General features: G+C 72.3%; 13 protein-coding genes. 9 read left to right on the top strand and 4 right to left on the bottom strand.

All coding sequences use genetic code 11. The features are described from left to right. Window positions 1-148 precede the first annotated feature (148 nt). The 3 genes from IE170_RS07900 (at window position 149) to IE170_RS07890 (ending at window position 7,170) form a co-directional block, all read left to right on the top strand. Window positions 149-1,705: a sigma-70 family RNA polymerase sigma factor gene (locus IE170_RS07900; RefSeq protein ID WP_189808577.1), complete on the top strand. Its 1,557-nt coding sequence runs from the start codon at window positions 149-151 to the stop codon at window positions 1,703-1,705. 426 nt (window positions 1,706-2,131) lie between these two features. Continuing rightward, window positions 2,132-4,501, top strand: a complete 2,370-nt coding sequence (locus IE170_RS07895; RefSeq protein ID WP_189808576.1) for a non-reducing end alpha-L-arabinofuranosidase family hydrolase — start codon at window positions 2,132-2,134, stop codon at window positions 4,499-4,501. Window positions 4,502-4,542: 41 nt separating this feature from the next. Continuing rightward, entirely contained in the window at window positions 4,543-7,170 is a 2,628-nt protein-coding gene (locus IE170_RS07890; RefSeq protein ID WP_189808575.1) for an RICIN domain-containing protein, read from the top strand. 66 nt (window positions 7,171-7,236) lie between these two features. Here IE170_RS07890 and IE170_RS07885 read toward each other — a convergent pair whose 3' ends face one another. Beyond that, window positions 7,237-7,836: an MBL fold metallo-hydrolase gene (locus IE170_RS07885; protein ID WP_189808574.1), complete on the bottom strand. Its 600-nt coding sequence runs from the start codon at window positions 7,834-7,836 to the stop codon at window positions 7,237-7,239. Window positions 7,837-8,101: 265 nt separating this feature from the next. Here IE170_RS07885 and IE170_RS07880 point away from each other — a divergent pair, with 265 nt between their 5' ends. The 3 genes from IE170_RS07880 to IE170_RS07870 all read left to right on the top strand — a co-directional run bounded on the left by IE170_RS07880 (window position 8,102) and on the right by IE170_RS07870 (window position 10,372). Continuing rightward, complete coding sequence (locus IE170_RS07880) at window positions 8,102-9,514, top strand: erythromycin esterase family protein (RefSeq protein ID WP_189808573.1); 1,413 nt, start codon at window positions 8,102-8,104, stop codon at window positions 9,512-9,514. A 222-nt stretch (window positions 9,515-9,736) separates the two neighbouring features. Further along, window positions 9,737-10,036, top strand: coding sequence for a DUF6506 family protein (locus tag IE170_RS07875; protein ID WP_189808572.1), 300 nt, complete (start codon window positions 9,737-9,739; stop codon window positions 10,034-10,036). A gap of 162 nt (window positions 10,037-10,198) precedes the next feature. Continuing rightward, on the top strand, window positions 10,199-10,372 hold the full coding sequence (locus tag IE170_RS07870; RefSeq protein WP_189808571.1) for a CsbD family protein: 174 nt from the start codon (window positions 10,199-10,201) through the stop codon (window positions 10,370-10,372). Window positions 10,373-10,477: 105 nt separating this feature from the next. Here the strand turns inward: IE170_RS07870 and IE170_RS07865 are convergent, their stop codons facing one another. Next, a complete protein-coding gene (locus tag IE170_RS07865; protein WP_189808570.1) occupies window positions 10,478-11,299 on the bottom strand; it encodes an SDR family NAD(P)-dependent oxidoreductase in 822 nt (273 codons plus the stop codon). A gap of 324 nt (window positions 11,300-11,623) precedes the next feature. On the opposite strand from IE170_RS07865, the gene IE170_RS07860 reads away from it, so the two are divergent. Then, window positions 11,624-12,790, top strand: a complete 1,167-nt coding sequence (locus tag IE170_RS07860; RefSeq protein WP_229884638.1) for an esterase-like activity of phytase family protein — start codon at window positions 11,624-11,626, stop codon at window positions 12,788-12,790. Window positions 12,791-12,901: 111 nt separating this feature from the next. Further along, a complete protein-coding gene (locus tag IE170_RS07855) occupies window positions 12,902-13,075 on the top strand; it encodes a CsbD family protein (RefSeq protein WP_189808569.1) in 174 nt (57 codons plus the stop codon). A gap of 129 nt (window positions 13,076-13,204) precedes the next feature. Here IE170_RS07855 and IE170_RS07850 read toward each other — a convergent pair whose 3' ends face one another. Next, window positions 13,205-13,849 (bottom strand): LysE family translocator, encoded by a 645-nt coding sequence (locus IE170_RS07850; protein WP_189808568.1) that lies wholly within the window; start codon window positions 13,847-13,849, stop codon window positions 13,205-13,207. A 401-nt stretch (window positions 13,850-14,250) separates the two neighbouring features. Next, complete coding sequence (locus tag IE170_RS07845; RefSeq protein WP_189808567.1) at window positions 14,251-14,445, bottom strand: hypothetical protein; 195 nt, start codon at window positions 14,443-14,445, stop codon at window positions 14,251-14,253. Between the two features lie 956 nt (window positions 14,446-15,401). Here IE170_RS07845 and IE170_RS07840 point away from each other — a divergent pair. After that, window positions 15,402-16,874, top strand: a complete 1,473-nt coding sequence (locus IE170_RS07840) for a hypothetical protein (RefSeq protein ID WP_223855653.1) — start codon at window positions 15,402-15,404, stop codon at window positions 16,872-16,874. Window positions 16,875-17,297 lie beyond the last annotated feature (423 nt).

Raw genomic sequence — 17,297 nt, 5'->3', positions numbered from 1 at the left:
GAGCGCTCCCGTCCCGCGGGCGAATGCCACACCGGCCCCGAAGGCGGCCAAGGGCCCTGGTCCACGACCCTAAGCACGCGCTTTGGTCGCACACCTTTGCGGACGCTAGGGTCTGACGCCGTCAACCGGAAGGGTGGGAATGGGGCTCATGGACGCGGACCACGCGGGCCTGGTCGTCGCGGCTCAGGCCGGGGACGACCGGGCGCGCGAAGAGCTGATCGCCGCCTACCTGCCGCTGGTCTACAACATCGTCCGGCGGGCGCTGAGCGCACATGCCGACGTCGACGACGTCGTCCAGGAGACGCTGTTGCGCGTGGTGCGCGACCTTCCTGCCCTGCGCGCTCCCGACAGCTTCCGCTCCTGGCTGGTGTCGATCACGCTCCGCCAGATACAGACCCACTGGCAGCGGCAGCGCGCGGTCGCCAACCGGACCGCCGTCATCGACGAGGCGCTCGACCTGCCGGATGCCGGCTTCGAACCCGAGGACGCGACGATCCTGCGCCTCCGTGTGTCGGACGAGCGCCGTCGGATCGCCGAAGCCGGCCGGTGGCTCGACCCGGACCACCGCGCCCTGCTGTCCCTCTGGTGGCAGGAGCACGCCGGGCTGCTGACCCGGGAGGACATCGCGGCCGCGACGGGCCTCACCGCCGCCCACGCCGGAGTGCGCCTGCAGCGCATGCGCGAGCAGCTGGACCTGAGCCGGACGATCGTCGCCGCCCTGGAGGCCCACCCGCGATGCCCGCAGCTGGGCGAGACCGTCGCCGGCTGGGACGGCCTGCGTACCTCGGTGTGGCGGAAGCGGATCGCGCGGCACACCCGCGACTGCCCGGTCTGCACGGCGACGACGGCGAACCGGGTCCCTGCCGAGCAGCTGCTGCTCGGCCTCGCGCCGCTGGCCGTCCCCGCCGGACTCCTCGCCACGCTGACCGCCAAGGGCCTGCTGTCGGGTTCGGCCGCGGGCGCCGCCGCGCCTGCCATGGCGCCGGTCGCGGCCGGCGCGGCGGTGAAGGCAGGCGGTCTGCACGGCGCGGCGACCGGCAAACTCCACGCGGTGACCGCTCACCCGCTGGCAAGCATCGCCGCCGGTGCGGTGCTCATCACCGGAGCCGCGACGTACGCAGCCTGGCCGGAGCCGACGCCCCGGGCGCCCGGCGTCACCGCCGCCCCCACCGTCGCGCCCACGGCCGCCGCTCCCGCGCCGGTCCCGTCGGGCACCCCCACGCCGGCCGCACCGCCACCGGCGAGTCCGTCCGCCGTCCCCGCGGGCACGGTTCCGCTGGGCGCGCACACACTGGAGTCCGTCGACCAGCCCGACCTCTACCTGACGTACGCCGGCGACTTCGCGACGCTCGGCCGGGCCGCCGACTCCGGCAGCACGCAGGCACGGCAGCGCGTCACGTTCACGGTGGTCCGGGGGCTGGCCGACGGGCGGTGCGTCACCTTCCGCGCGGCCGACGGCCGTTACCTGCGGCACCACTACCTGCGGCTGCGGCTGAGCACCGACGACGGCAGCGAACTCTTCCGGAAGGACGCGACCTTCTGCCCCCGCCCCGGAGCGGTCGCGGGGTCGGTGACCCTGTACTCCCACAACTACCCGGGATCGGTCGTCCGCCACCGCGACGGCGGCATCTGGCTCGACGGCTCCGACGGCACCCGGGCCTTCGCCGGCCAGGCCTCCTTCGTCGTCCGCAAGGCCCGGCCCTGACCACCGTTCGCTGACCACCGATCGCCGGGCACCGCCCGCCGACCACCGCGGACGGTGCCGCGCAGCGACGGCCGGCGGGCCCGCCCCCGGCTCCGGCACTGCGCACTCCCCCTCCGGGCCGACCGGCCCGCGTCGACGCACGACCGGACCGCGGGGCTCGGCGTAACACTTTTCTCCTGCGAGATGGATCACGGGGCGATCACCGGGGTGACGCGGCTTTTCCGTTACGCGGCCACGCGTTCGCAAGCCTCCACTTCGTGGGGTTCTTCCCGCCGCTCACCATGCGAGCCGGCGCCGGAGGCCCCCCACCCATCGGCACATCCCCGGAAGAAAGCGCACCATGACGCGAGATACCCGTGAACGCCGCACGCCCCGTACGCAGGAGCGGCCCCTCTCCGAGGCGCCCCGCAACAACGGAGGAGCGGCATGAAGGGCCTGCACCGGCGCGGCCGGCGCCGCCGGACACTGGTCGTCGGACTGGCGGCCGCGGCGCTGGTCGGGGGTGCCGTGACGCTCCTGCCCAGTTCCGCCGGAGCCGCGACACCCCTCGGCACGCAGGCGGCGCCCTCCGGCAGGTACTTCGGTACCGCGGTGGCCGCCGGCAGGCTCGGCGACGCGAAGTACGCCGCCATCCTGGACCGGGAGTTCAACATGGTCACCCCGGAGAACGAGATGAAGTGGGACGCCGTCGAACCGTCCCGCGGCAGGTTCACCTTCGGCCCGGCCGACCAGATCGTCGACCGTGCCGCGGCGCACGGCCAGCGCCTGCGCGGCCACACCGCGGTCTGGCACTCGCAGCTCCCGTCCTGGGTCGACTCCATCCGCGACGCGAACACGCTGCGCGGCGTGATGAACAACCACATCACCACCCTCATGACCCGCTACAAGGGCCGGATCCACTCCTGGGACGTGGTCAACGAGGCGTTCGCCGACGGCTCCACCCAGCACCGCAGCTCGGTCTTCCAGAACGTGCTGGGCAACGGCTTCATCGAGGAGGCGTTCCGCACCGCCCGGGCGGCCGACCCCTCCGCCAAGCTCTGCTACAACGACTACAACATCGAGAACTGGTCGGACGCCAAGACCCAGGGCGTCTACAGCATGGTCAAGGACTTCACGTCCCGTGGCGTGCCGATCGACTGCGTCGGGTTCCAGAGCCACTTCGGCACCGGCGGCCCCCCGGCGAGCTTCCGGACCACCCTGGCCAACTTCGCCGCCCTGGGCGTCGACGTCCAGATCACCGAGCTGGACATCGCCCAGGCGTCGCCGACCCACTACGCCGACACGGTGAAGGCCTGCCTGTCGGTCGCCCGGTGCACCGGCATCACGGTCTGGGGCATCCGCGACAGCGACTCCTGGCGCAAGGGCGAGAACGCCCTGCTGTTCGACGGAAACGGCAACCCCAAGGCCGCCTACACCGCCGTCGTGAACGCCTTCAAGGCAGCCACCGGCACCAGCTCCGGCACCGGAACGATCAAGGGCGCCGCCTCCGGCCGCTGCATCGACATCAAGGGCTCCACCAGGGCCAACGGAACCCAGGCGCAGCTGTGGGACTGCCACGGACGGCCCAACCAGCGCTGGACCCACACCTCCGGCAAGCAGCTGACCGTCTACGGCGACAAGTGCCTTGCCGCCAAGGGCAACGGCACGGCCAACGGCACCGCGGTGGTCATCGAGGACTGCAACGGCAGCACCGGCCAGCAGTGGAACGTCAACGCCGACGGCACGATCTCCGGGGTCCACTCCGGGCTGTGCCTCGACGCCATCGGCGCGGCCACCGCCAACCGCACCGGGATCCAGCTGCACTCCTGCTGGTCCGGCGGCAACCAGAAGTGGACCGGCCCGTCCGGGACGCCGGCCACGGCAATGCCCGCCCCGACGGGCACCTGTGCCCTCCCGTCGCGGTACCGGTGGACGTCGACGGGCGCGCTGGCGCAGCCGGCGAACGGGTGGGCCTCGCTGAAGGACTTCACCCACGTGACGCACAACGGCAAGCACCTGGTCTACGGGTCGAACTTCTCGGGATCCTCGTACGGCTCCATGATGTCCGGGCCGTTCACGAACTGGTCGGACATGGCGTCGGCCCGCCAGACCGGCATGAGCCAGGCCGCGGTGGCCCCCACGCTGTTCTACTTCGCGCCCAAGAAGATCTGGGTGCTGGCGTACCAGTGGGGCCCGTGGCCCTTCATCTACCGCACGTCGAGCGACCCGGCCAACCCCGACGGCTGGTCCGCGCCGCAGCCGCTGTTCACCGGCAGCATCCCCCGCTCCGAATCGCCCACCGGCCCGATCGACCAGACCCTGATCGCCGACGACCGGAACATGTACCTGTTCTTCGCCGGTGACAACGGCAAGATCTACCGGGCGAGCATGCCGATCGGGAACTTCCCCGGCAACTTCGGCTCCTCGTACACGACCGTCATGAGCGACACGGCCGACAACCTGTTCGAGGCGCCGCAGGTCTACAAGGTCCAGGGGCAGAACCAGTACCTCATGATCGTCGAAGCGAGGGGCGCGAACCAGGCCCGCTACTTCCGCTCGTTCACGGCGCCAAGCCCGAACGGCCCGTGGACCCCCCAGGCCGCCGACGAGAAGAACCCCTTCGCCGGCAAGGCGAACAGCGGCGCCACCTGGACCGACGACATCAGCCACGGCGACCTGGTCCGCGACAACCCGGACCAGACCATGACCGTCGACCCCTGCAACCTGCGGTTCCTCTACCAGGGCAAGGCCCCCGCGGCAGGCGGCCCCTACGACCGGCTGCCGTACCGGCCCGGTCTCCTCACCCTGCAGCGCTGACCCGCCCCGATCCACCGCACCACGCAAGGAGAACAACCCCCATGAAGAACCCCCCGCACGGCGGGCGCCGCGGACGCCACCGCCGCCGCTGGACCGGGACCGGCCTGCTGCTCGGTGTTCCCGCCGTCCTCGTGCCCTACCTCCTGTACGTACAGGACGACTCGCAGGCCGCGACCGTCGACGGCAGCGCCTCCTACCGGCTGGTCTCCGTACGCAGCGGCAAAGCGCTGGACGTCAACGCCTTCTCCACCGCCGACGGCACCCGCATCCAGCAGTGGACGGACCAGAACACCGCCAACCAGCAGTGGCAGCTGCGCCCCACCGGGGACGGCTACCACGAGCTGGTCAACCGCAACAGCGGCAAGGTGCTGGGCATCACCGGCGACTCGACCGCCCAGGCGGCCGCCGCCGAGCAGCAGACCGACAGCTCCTCCGCCTCGCAGGAATGGCGGATCGACCCCGTGAGCGGGTCGGACGCCGTCGTCCTCACCTCCCGCAGGAGCGGCCAGGTCCTGGACGTCTCCGGCGGGTCCACGGCCGACGGCGCGGCAGTCATCCAGTACCGCGGCCACGGCGGTACCAACCAGCAGTGGAAGCTGGTCAGGACGGCCGGGCCCAAGGCGCCCGGATCCGGACCGTACCGGTGGCGGAACGCCCAGGTGGTCGGCGGCGGCTACGTCACCGGACTGGTGTTCAACCCCAAGGAGAAGGGCCTGCTGTACGCGCGCACCGACATGGGCGGCGCCTACCGCTGGGACACCGCGGCCGAACAGTGGATCCCGCTGACCGACTGGATCGGCGAGAAGGACTGGAACCTGCTGGGCATCGACGCCCTGGCCACCGACCCCGTCGACCCCGGCAGGCTCTACCTGGCCACCGGCACCTACACCAACAACTGGGCGGGCAACGGCGCAATCCTCCGCTCCAGGGACCGCGGCCGCACCTTCCAGCGCACCGACCTGCCCTTCAAACTGGGCGGCAACGAGGACGGCCGCGGGGCGGGCGAACGGCTGGCGGTCGACCCCGCGGCCAACGGCACCCTCCTGCTGGGCACGCGCAAGAACGGCCTGTGGCGCAGCACCGACCACGGGGCGACCTGGAGCCAGGTCCCCTCGTTCCCCGTCAAGGACGGGGCGGGCAGCGGCGCGGGCATCTCCTTCGTGACGTACGGCCCGGCCGGCAGCAAGACGGTGTACGTCGGCGTCGCCGACAGGACCACCTCCCTCTACCGCTCCACCGACGGCGGCAGCACCTGGCAGGCCGTCCCCGGGCAGCCCACCGGACAGCTGCCCCAGCACGGCGTGCTCTCCGGCGACGGCTCGCTGTACCTGACGTACACCAACGCCCTCGGCCCCAACGGCGTGACGGGCGGCTCGGTGTGGAAGCACACGCCGGCCGGCGGCACGTGGCGGAACGTTTCCCCCTCCCAGGGCGACTACGGGTTCTCCGGTCTGGCCGTCGACCCGCGCAAGCCCTCCACGGTGATGGTCACCACCCTCGGCCGCTGGTGGCCGGAGGACGAGGTCTACCGGACCACCGACGGCGGCACGACCTGGAAGGCCCTGGCCGACAAGTCGGTACGGGACGCCTCCGCCGCCCCGTACGTGGGCACCGGCACCGGGCACTGGATGACCGCCCTGGCCATCGATCCCTTCGACTCCGGGCACGTCCTGTACGGCACCGGCAGCGGCATCCTGCGCAGCAAGGACGCCCACGCCACCGACAGCGGCGGCACCAGCCACTGGAGCGTGGGCGCCCGCGGACTGGAGGAGACCGCCCTGCTGGACGCGATCGCCCCGCCCGGCGGCGCCCACGTCATCACCGCCATGGGAGACCTGGGCGGGTTCCGCCACGACTCCCTGACCGAGGTGCCCGCCGGGCGGCTGAAGAACCCGATGATGACGAACAGCACATCCATCGACTTCGCCCAGTCCAACCCCTCGATGATGGTCCGCGTCGGCCGGGGCGGCGCGCAGGACGGCGCCTACTCCACCGACGGCGGCCGCAGCTGGAACGGCTTCGCCTCCGAACCGGTTGCCGGCGCCGACAGCGGCCGGGTGGCGCTCTCCGCCGACGGCTCGGCCATCGTCTGGACACAGGCCGGCCAGGCCCCGTACCGCTCGACCGACAGGGGAGCGAGCTGGTCGAAGGTCAGCGGCCTGGGCACGGATGCCGCCGTCGTCGCCGACCGCTCCTCGGCCGGGACGTTCTACTCCCTCGCCGGCGGCACGCTGTACGCCAGCACCGACGGCGGAGCGACCTTCACCGCCCGCGCGGCCGACCTGCCGGCCGGCGGCCGGCTCAAGGCGCTCCCCGGAGCCGCAGGCGACCTGTGGATCGCCGGCGGCTCCCACGGCCTGCTCCACTCCACCGACGGCGGCCGCACCTTCACCCGGGTCGCCCCGGTGAAGTCGGCCTCCGCCATCGGCTTCGGCAAGGCCGCACCGGGCGCCTCCTACCAGGCCCTGTACCTGATCGGCACCGTCAAGGACACCACCGGCGTCTTCCGCTCCACCGACAAGGGCGCCACCTGGCTGCGCGTCAACGACGACGCCCACCAGTGGGGCGGCATCGGCGGCACCGGCGTCATCACCGGCGACCCCGACGCCTTCGGCCGCGTGTACGTCGGCACCAACGGCCGCGGCCTCCAGTACGGCGACCCTTCCTGACCCGGCACCCGACGGGGCCGCAGACCCACCGGCCTGCGGCCCCGTCCGCGCCGGGACACCCGACGGCTACAGCCGGGAGCCCGGCGACAGCCAGCGGTACGCGGTCCGGGCCTCCGCCTCCAGCCAGCCGTTCACGCTCGCCAGGCCGCGCTCGTTGATCTGTGCGTCGTGGATGCCGACCGCACGCTCCGGCCCCACCCCGCGCACGAACTCGATGGCATCGCCCACCCGCATCCAGGGGGCGTGCAACGGCACCAGCAGGGTCTCCACCGGGACCGCGGGCACGTGCAGGGAGTCCCCGGGGTGGTAGAGGCGGTCCTCGACCACATAGCCGAGGTTCGTGCAGTCCGGCAGGTCTCCGTAGATCGTCGCGTGCCTGCCCCCGTGCGCCGTGATCCGGTAGCCGGCGGCGGTGAACTCCTGCCCGGCGCTCACCCCGACGGTGTCGAGCCCGGGCAGGACCACCCCCTCGGGGGCGTACACGGGCACGCCCAGCCCGGCCAGCCGCAGCACGTCGACGTGGTCGGCGTGTTCATGGGTCACCACGACCGCGTCCGCACCGCGCAGCGCGTCGGGCTCGCTCCAGACGCCCGGATCGATGACCAGGACGCCGTGGCCCTCACTCTCCAACCGGACACAGGAATGGGTGTACTTGACGAGGCGCATGAGCCTGACGCTACGTCCGGGAACCCGCGCTCGACAACGGTCCACCCGCCCGAGCCTGAAAGCGGAACGGAGAGCACGAGCGCCGCTCCCGGAAGGAGGCGCCGATACCCTCCGGAACCCGGACCGCGCAACCCACGTGACGCCCGTTCCCGCCCGGGACCAGGCTCCCGGTCCTCCTCCCAGCGGCCGATGAGGCAAACCCCCGGCCCGGTCGGGGGGCGCAGCGGATGGTCCGGCGCGCCCCCGCACGGCGAAGGTGGGGCCCATGAACACGCACAAGGCCCTGCTCGCCGCCCTCCTCGTCCCGCTCGGCGCCGCCCTGGCCGTCGCCCCGGCCGCCTCCGCGGCCGTCCCGCCCGTCCCGCCCGCCGCGTCGGCCTCCGCCGGCGCTTCCGCGCCCGCCGCCCCGGAGGAGGCCGCGGCCGCCGCGTTCCGCTCCCCCGAGGCGGCCCTCGGCCGGGTGGCCCACCCGCTGCACACCACCGAGCCCCGCGGCGGCCTGGCCGACCTGCGCCCGTTCGGCCGGATGGTCGGCGACGCCCGGGTGGTGGGCCTCGGCGAGGCCACCCACAACTCGCACGAGTTCTTCACCGTGAAGCACCGGGTCTTCCGGTACCTGGTCGAGGAGAAGGGCTTCCGGGCCTTCGCCCTCGAAGCCCCGTGGAGCACGGGACTGCGGCTCGACGCCTACCTCCTGCGCGGCGAGGGCGACCTGAAGCAGATCATGGACGAGGAGTTCCAGGGCACCTACCACTGGTGGAACAACGCCGAATACCGTGACCTGCTCCAGTGGATGCGCGCGTACAACGTCAAGCACCCGAAGGACCCGGTCCGCTTCGTCGGCGACGACGCCGGTTTCGCCGGTGCCGAGCTGTACGACAAGGTGGGCGCCTATGCGGCCGAGGCCCGTCCCGACCTCGCCCCGCGCCTCACCGAGCTGTACCGGGGCCTGCGTCCGACCACCGACGCCACGACGTACGTCAACGCCTACCTGTCGAAGCCGATCACCGAACGCAAGGAGCTCGCCGAGCGGACCGGCCGGGCGGTGGACCTGCTCAAGCAGCGGCCCGGCACGGGCGCCGACGCCGACGCGCACGCCTGGGCCGTCCAGCACGCCACAGCGATCCACCAGATGACCACCCTGCACGCCTTCGATTGGGACGACCCCCGGCAGATCGGCGACGCCATGCTCTACCGCGACCGCACCATGGCGGAGAACGTCGCCTGGTGGCAGCAGCGGACCGGCCTCAAGACCGCCCTCGCCGCACACAACGGCCACATCGCCCTCAGGAGCTACGTCCCCGGGCCCTACCCGAAGGTCCAGGGCGAATTCCTCCGCGAGCAGCTGGGCGACGGCTACCTGAGCGTCGGCCTCACCTTCGACCGGGGCTCGTTCAACGCCTTCGACCCGGACGGCGCCGCCCGCCGCTTCACCGTCGGCCCGGCCGCACCCGGCACCGCCGAGCACACCCTCGACCGGGTACGGTTCCGCGACTTCGTGGTGGACCTGCGCAACGCCCCGACCGCGGCCCGCACCTGGCTCGCCGCGCCGCACACCGTCAAGAACATCGGCGCGACCTACCCCGGAATCGCGGACGCCCCGCAGATCCGTCTCGCGGAGGCGCACGACGTCGTGATCCACCTCCACCAGGTGGAGGCGGCCCGCATGCTCAGGTAACACCAGGGCCTGCGTGCTGCCGGTGCCCTCGGGCACCGCGATCGGCGGACCGCCGGCAGCCGGCCGAGGGGACGGATGCGGAGGCAGGAGTCCGGTCGCAACCCGTGTCCTCCCGGCATCCGGAGTGCGGCGAAGATCACTCGCGGATATCGCCGGTCCGGGCCATGCCGGGCGTGGCTCTGCTTGGCTGGTGGCTCTGACGATCACAGGAGGTCGAGACGCATGGCGCTCACGCACTGGGGTTTCGTCTACACGGCGGACGGCAGCACGGCGGGCGGCGATGTCAAGGTCGTGGACACGGGCAAGTGCCGCAGTGTCTTCGTCGGGGTGGAGACGCCCGAGGAGGGCATCGAGGTCGCGCGCCGCCTGGTGGGGGAGGGGGTGCAGCTGATCGAACTGTGCGGCGGTTTCGGTCCGGTGTGGGCCGGCCGTGTCATCGAGGCGATCGACGGCGCGGTTCCCGTCGGCACGGTCGGCTACGGGCCCGAAGCGGTCGATCAGGTGCACGCGATCTTCTCCTGACGTGCGCTGCCCCCTTCTCCTGAAGGGGGCAGCCCCGTGCCCCGGGGAGGGCAGGTACCGGCGGACTCGGCCTGCCCGGACCGTCCCGGCGGGTTTGCGGCGGGCGATCGGGAGCAGGAGAGCGGTCACGACCAATCCGGTACAGCAACGAGGAGGTCCCCGATGTCGGGCACGGAGAAGGGCAAGGCGCACGCCGAGCAGGCCAAGGGCAAGGTCAAGGAGGCCGTGGGCCGGGCCGTCGGCAACGAGCGCATGACCGCCGAGGGCCAGGCCGACCAGGCGAAGGGCAACGCCCGCCACGCCAAGGAAGACGTCAAGGACACGTTCCGCCACTGACCGGCAACTCCGCCCGGGCCCCGACCCCTTCCCCCCGGGTCGGGGCCCGGCCGCGTCCTCGCCCCATCAGGTTCGAGCGGCTGCGCCGTGACGGGGGCGGACCGGTCAGCCGGGGGCGATACGGCTCAGGTGCTCCCAGGAGCGGTACAGATCCGCTCGGGCCCGGCCCATTTCCATGACGTGGTCGAAGGATTCGCTGCCGACGATCAGCCGTCGCGGCGGATCCGGCAGCGCGGCCAGCTCCATGATGACCGGGGCAGCCGTGTCCGCCTCCGGGGCGACGGCGTCGCCCCACATCGCTTCCATTTCGGTGCGCAGGGACTGGTACGGCGCCAAGGGCTGGGTGGCCGTGGTGCCCGTGGTGAACAGGCCGGTGTTGTAGCCGCCCATCTGCACGATGGTGACCTTGATGCCGAACCCTTCGACCTCCCTCGCCAGCGCCTCGCTGACCGAGTCCAGTGCGGCCTTGCCCGCCCCGTAGAAGCCGACGGTGGCCATGCCGCCGCCGCTGCCCATCGAGGTGACCTGGAGAAGCCGTCCTCCGCCTTGGGCGCGCAGGTGCGGAAGGACCGCCTGGGCCACCCACACGGCACCGAAGAAGTTCACATCCATGTGCGCCCGGATCTGCTCCTCCGTGGCTTCCTCCACCATTCCGTAGAGCATGCCGCCGGCGTTGTTGACGACGACGTCCAGCCTGCCGAATGCGGCTGCCCCCCGTTCCACGGCATCGAACACGGCCCGGCGGTCGGTGACGTCCAGCGCCAGCGGTACGAGGTGGCCGAGGTACTTCTCGGCCAGTTCGCCCAAGGGCTCGACGTTGCGGGCGGCAGCCACGACGCGGTCGCCGGCCGCCAAGGCGGCCTCGGCGAAAGCCCTGCCCAGGCCGCGGGACGCGCCGGTGATGAGCCAGACTCGCGGGTGCGTCACGATGCCCCTCACTAGACGAAACGGTTCGTATCGAATCGTCGCGAGCCTAAGGCATTCCTCCGGTTACGCAATACGGACCGTCTCGTTTCGTGTAGGCCGGCAGTGGGTGCACGCTCGCGGTGAGCGTCCCGGACGGCAAGACGGCCGGGGAGCACGCCACCGACCTGTTGGGGCCCGCTCCGGCTTCGCATCCGCAGGCTGTGAACGGGCGCAGAGCCGAGGGCGACGCCTCTGCCTCGCACCGGACCCCGGACGGTCGCACCCGCACCGCTCCTACCCGATTGGGCGACTGTGCCGCGGCTCGGTCCAGGCCATGATCATCGGGTGAGTTCCTCTCTGATGCGCCGTGCGTGCGCCGCCGCCCTGCTGCTGACCTCGACCCTGGCCCCCGCCGTGGCCGCCGCCGCCCAACCCGACGCCCCGGGGCAGCAGTTGGGCCGCGCTGTACAGGCCCGCCTGCTCGGTGAGAAGACCGTCCCGCACAAGCTCGTATTCCAGGACACCACGGTCGGCGGCCTCTCCGGCATCGACCGCAACCCGTGCACCGGCGAGTACGTGTTCATCAGCGACGACCGCTCGTACCTCCAGCCCGCCCGTTTCTACACGGCGAAACTGAACGTGGACGCCGGCGGGGTGCACGCGGTCGACTTCACCGGCACCCACCCCTTCCTCCAGCCCGACGGCGCGGTCTACCCGTCCCCGACCGCCGGCGACGGCAAGGCCGTCGACCCGGAGGAGATCCGGGTCGACCCGCGCAGCTGCGACTACTGGTGGGCCCAGGAGGGCGACCGGCCCAAGGTGGCGGGCCCGCCGGTGGTCCAGCCGTCCATCCAGTACGCCTCCCCCGTCGGTGACCACTTCGGCCGGTTGCGGCTGCCGGCGAACTACGAGGTCACGATGGAGGAGCGCGGCCCGCGCCGGAACCAGGCGATCGAGGCGTTCACCTTCGGTTCCAAGGGCAAGGTCGTGACCAGCGCGGTCGAAGGCCCGCTCCTCCAGGACGGCCCGGAGCCGGACGTGAACAACGGCGCGCTGGTCCGCGTCACGCAGCAGGACCGCAACGGCCGCGTGCTCGGGCAGTTCGCGTACCCGCTGGAGAAGATCTTCGCCGAGAACGACCCCGACAGCCCGTGGGGCCCGGACACCGGAGTCCCGTCCATCCTCGCCTTCCCCGACCAGCCCCACCGCTACCTCGTGCTCGAACGCACCTGGGTCGCCGGCGCCGGCTACAAGATCCGCCTCTTCGACGCCACCACGCGCGGGGCGACCGACGTCCGGGCGACGGAGTCGCTGGCCGGGCAGACCATCGTGCCGATGCGCAAGGAGCTCGTCGCGGACTTCGACACCCTGGGCCTCTCCGCCGTCGACAACACCGAGGGCATGACGTGGGGCCCGGACCTGCCCTCCGGCGAGCGGCTGCTGATCCTCGTCAGCGACGACAACTTCGCCGAGGAGGCGATCACCCAGATCGTCGCCCTCGGCATCCGCTGACCCACCCGGGTGAAGCCTCCGATCGCCTGCCGGACGAGGGGGTTTGCGGCGGGCGATCGGGAGCAGGAGAGCGGTCACGACCAATCCGGTACAGCAACGAGGAGGTCCCCGATGTCGGGCACGGAGAAGGGCAAGGCGCACGCCGAGCAGGCCAAGGGCAAGGCCAAGGAGGCCGTGGGTCGGGCCGTCGGCAACGAGCGCATGACCGCCGAGGGCCAGGCCGACCAGGTGAAGGGCAACGCCCGCCACGCCAAGGAAGACGTCAAGGACACCTTCCGCCACTGACCGGCAACTCCGCCCGGGCCCCGACCCCTTCCCCCGGGTCGGGGCCCGGCCGTGCGTCCTCCTCTACTCCCACCCTCCCCGAGAGCGGGACGACTCCGCGCACTCGGCACGCCGGCGCACCCGCACGGCTCAGGCCGAGGCAGGCGTGCGGGACAGGGCCGTGCGCAGGGCGAAGAAGCCGAGCAAACCGCCTGCCGCGAACCGCTGAGCGGTCATCACCCGGGGCCGGGATGCCAGAAAACCGGACATCCTTGCCGCGCCCAGCATGATCAGCGCGTTCACGGAGAGCCCCACGAAGATCTGCACGCCACCGAGCTGCAGCAGCTGCGCCCAGGCCGGACCCGCCTGCGGATCCATGAACTGCGGCAGAAGAGCGGCGTACATGAGAGCGATCTTGGGGTTGAGCAGATTGGTCAGGAGTCCCATCGAGAACAGGCGCGCATCGGAGACGGGGGGCAGGTCCCGAGCCGGAGCGAAGGGTGAGCGGCCACCGGGCTTGAGCATGTCCCACGCCAGGTAGGCCAGGTAGGCGGCTCCGGCAAGCTTGACCACCGTGAACGCCAGCGGTACGGCGGCGAACAACGCGGACAGGCCGGCGGCGGCGGCCACCAGATAGCACAGGAAACCCACGGCGGTCCCGCTCAGGCTCACCAGGCCCGCCCTGCGGCCCTGGGCAATCGCCCGAGAGGCGAGATGGATCATGTTCGGTCCCGGAGTCAGAGCCATGCCCAATTCGACCAGGGCCACTCCTCCCACTGCGGCAAGGCTGATCACTGGCCAACTCCCCTTCATCCGACGGGTACCCGGTAGGCCCGGCGTGGGCGGCGCCCGAGGACAACGCAGGGCTGCGACGCACCGACAGCACCTGCGTCGCTCTCAAGATACGGCCCTGCCCTTCGCCGACTGCGAGCCCCTGCCCCCAGCCGAGACCACGACCGCCCTCGCCCCGGACAACGCGGGCAGCGGGCGCCGCCGCGCCGCCTTCACCATCGGCGCCGATCCGCCAGGCGTACCGTCGTGCGGCCTCCAGCCGCGGAACCGGCGACCCCGACTGCGGCCATTGCCTCCGCGGCCGGGACGCAGCCGTGCACTGCGGCAGGGAGAGCCGAGGACGGCCTCGCCGTGGTGCTGGTCCGCCAGGACACGGGCGGGTTGCTGCGGTGGGGTGAGCGGTGTCATGGCTGGTCCTCGCTGTCGGGGGTCTTCCTGGAGAAGGGGTGCAGGCTCAGGAGGTCTTTGGCTGCCTTACCCCTGCCGCTGTCGGGGCTGATCAGCACGATCAGCACGAGCAGCACGTAGGAGGCCGCAAGAGGGCAGGCAAGGATCAGAGCGGCGCTGGCATCGGCGTGGAGGAATTCGTGGATAGACATACGTTTGGCGAGCAGCCCCTGTCGGGGGTGCTCGGGTAGGCGTCAGGGGGGAGGGGAGCGGCCGTCGGCCGTCTGGCCGGTGATCGTGGTGGTGAAGGCGAAAAGAGGTCGGTTCATGGTGCCGGTCATGCCGGGGGTCCTTCCGGTGTGCGAGTCGTGGCCGGCGGGCAGTGTGCCCGCGGCCTGTGTCCATTACCTCCCGGCAGCAGGTCCCGGGTCGCGTCACGGACGTTCGGGACTTGACAGCCGGCGAAATGCCTGTTCAAGCCGCGTGCCCGGGGCATCGCGCGGCCGGGGCCCCGCTTCGCGGAACCTCGGAGCGCAGCCCTCGCGGGCGCTTCATGCACAGGGGTGCCTGGGGTGGGTGCGCCCGGTGGCCGACCCGGCCCGGCGCCGCAGCTCAGGGCGAGCGGCAGGGGCTCTGCCCTGTGTCTCCGGCTTCTGGCGTCCTCGACGTGCGGCGAAGGTGGTCCCGCCCACGCCGTAGCGGGGCGCCGGAGGGCGGCACGGGGCGGTCCCCCGAGCACCTGGGCGCGCACGGCCGCCGGAGAAGCGCCCCTCTCGGGGTGGTGCCCGAGCGCCTGCGGGCTGCGGACATCCCGGACCACCTGGCGGCATGGACCGGGGAGGACGTCGATGCCTCCCCTCACCCGGGCGGGAAACGCACAGCTGTCGGGGCCGGGGCTCGACGCTCCGCTGACGACGTAGGCGGCGGCGGGCCTACTGCCTGCGGTTCTTCGGCACGGCGGATGTCCGCTCGAAAGCCGGCCTAGCCGCCTTCGGCAAGACAAGGCCTGCGTGGAGTGGCACGACGCGGCCTCCGACTCGAAGGGCAGGGACGTCTACCACGCACGTCGATCTCGGACGCCGCCGCAGCCCGAAGCATCCCCCGGTCCAGCACACCCGTGCGAGACTGCATGATCGGGTCACCGGTACAGAAGGGCAGGCCGCTCGCCATGTCGGACGCCATACCGCTGCCGCGGCATCTGGACGAGGTGGTGGACGGGCTGGCGAGAAACCCCGCTTTGCCGCCCGAGCTCGTGCGCCGCCTCCTGGGCTGCCGCAAGGGCCTCGGCCCGGTGGCCAAGCGGCCGGACTTGAGCGATGACCTGATTGCCGGGATCCTCGCCACAGACGACCACTGGCTCACCCACTCTCTCGCCCTGAACCACAGCCTCCCGCAGGCCTTCCGGATGGCGCTCGCCGAGCACCCGGATCCCGCGATCCGCACGGCTGTGGTCGTTGCGGCGGACGGCGCACCGCGAGAGCTGTTCGAGCGGCTCTTCGACGACCCCGCCCCGCAGGTCCGTGAGCACCTGGCCGAAAGCGACCACGTGCCGGCAGATCTGCGGGCCCGGCTGGCGACGGACCCGAGCCCGCACGTCCGCGCAACTCTCGCCCGGTGGTGGACGACCGCACCGGAACCGGTGCGCCGACTGCTGCTGACGGACCCCGACGACTCCGTACGGGCAGGTGCCTGCGCGACCTACTTCTGCCGGACTCCCCACCCAGTCCCGCCGCCGGACCTCCTCCCACAGCTGCTGGCCGACCCGGTCACCCGCGCCGGCGCGGTGCGCCACTGCACACTGGACGCTGCCACCGCCCACCGCCTGGCCGCCGACCCGGACGACGACGTCCGCCGGGAGCTCGCGAAACACCCTGACCTTCCCCCGGCACTGCGCGACGAGCTCGCCGAGGACCCCAACCCGAGCGTCGCGCTCCGCATCTTCGCCCGCCAGGACACTCCGGAAGCGACTCGAGCCGCGATCCACACACGGCTCGTGTCCGACAAGCACCCACTGCACTGGCTTGCGCACGACCACGACCTGGACGACGACTCGCTCGAACGGGAAATCACGGGCGAGCTGGCCCGCGCGGAACTCCGAGCACTGCACCTGCCATGGGTGACGACCGACCCCCTGCCGCACGTGGACTCGCCCTACGCCTGCTTCCGCGCCTCGGCAGCCGCGTCCGGCCGTCTCCCGCCACCGCTCGTCGCCCGACTGCTCGCCGACGAGGAAAGCAACGTCCGCACCACGATGGCCCTCAACGCCCGAGACCAGGTCGATCCCGACACCGCCGAGCGCATCGACCGTACGTACCGCCCGGACAAGCGGACCGGATGGCGCCCGGCCGACTCCTTCCCCCTGCCCACGACCGTGCTTCGACGCCTGGCCACGGATCCAGACCCGAGAATGCGGCAGCTGGCGCCGCGCGACCCCGACCTGCCGGTGGAGTCCGCACGCCGTCTGGCAGCCGACCCCGACCACACAGTGCGCCGTGCCATCGCAGCCCATCCCCGGCTCCCTGCCGAGGATCTGACGCGCCTGCTGGCCGACCCTTCGGAATCCGTCGCGGCCACCGCAGCCGCCAACCCCAACCTGCCCACCACAGCGATGCACCAGCTCCTCGCCCACGCAGGCCTGTGACGCGAGAACCGGTCGCCGACACCGGATCACGACGCTGAGCCCTGTCGAAGCCGCGTGCCGGGGCCGGCTTGCGAATCGGCATGCCGGGCCTCCAGCGGGCAGGGGGTGCCGCTGCGCGGCCTGCCGGCGCAGGCGGTGGCGCGCGGCTCCGCGGTGTCGTGCCGCGCTGGGAGCAGCCCATCGACGCGGTCTGGGGAGCCGGACGGCTCCCCCTGGTCCAGGGCGGGGAGCGCCGGCTGCGGGCGGTGAAAGCCACCGACCGGCTCAACGCCGGACTCGGCTCCGACACATCGGGGCGACAGCCGGCCACCGGCAGGCCGCCTGCGTTCCCGTGTCAGGGCCCGGCTGCCGTGACGGCTGCGGTCGCGCCGTCCCGCGCGCCACCGCGCACCCGGCCCGGCCCGGCCCCCCGCCAGGGCGACA

This window comes from Streptomyces toxytricini, from assembly GCF_014649915.1.
In the GTDB taxonomy this organism is placed as follows: Bacteria; Actinomycetota; Actinomycetes; order Streptomycetales; family Streptomycetaceae; genus Streptomyces; species Streptomyces toxytricini.
Note: the sequence above shows the minus strand (reverse complement) of the source record. Positions and strands in the feature narration are given on the sequence as shown.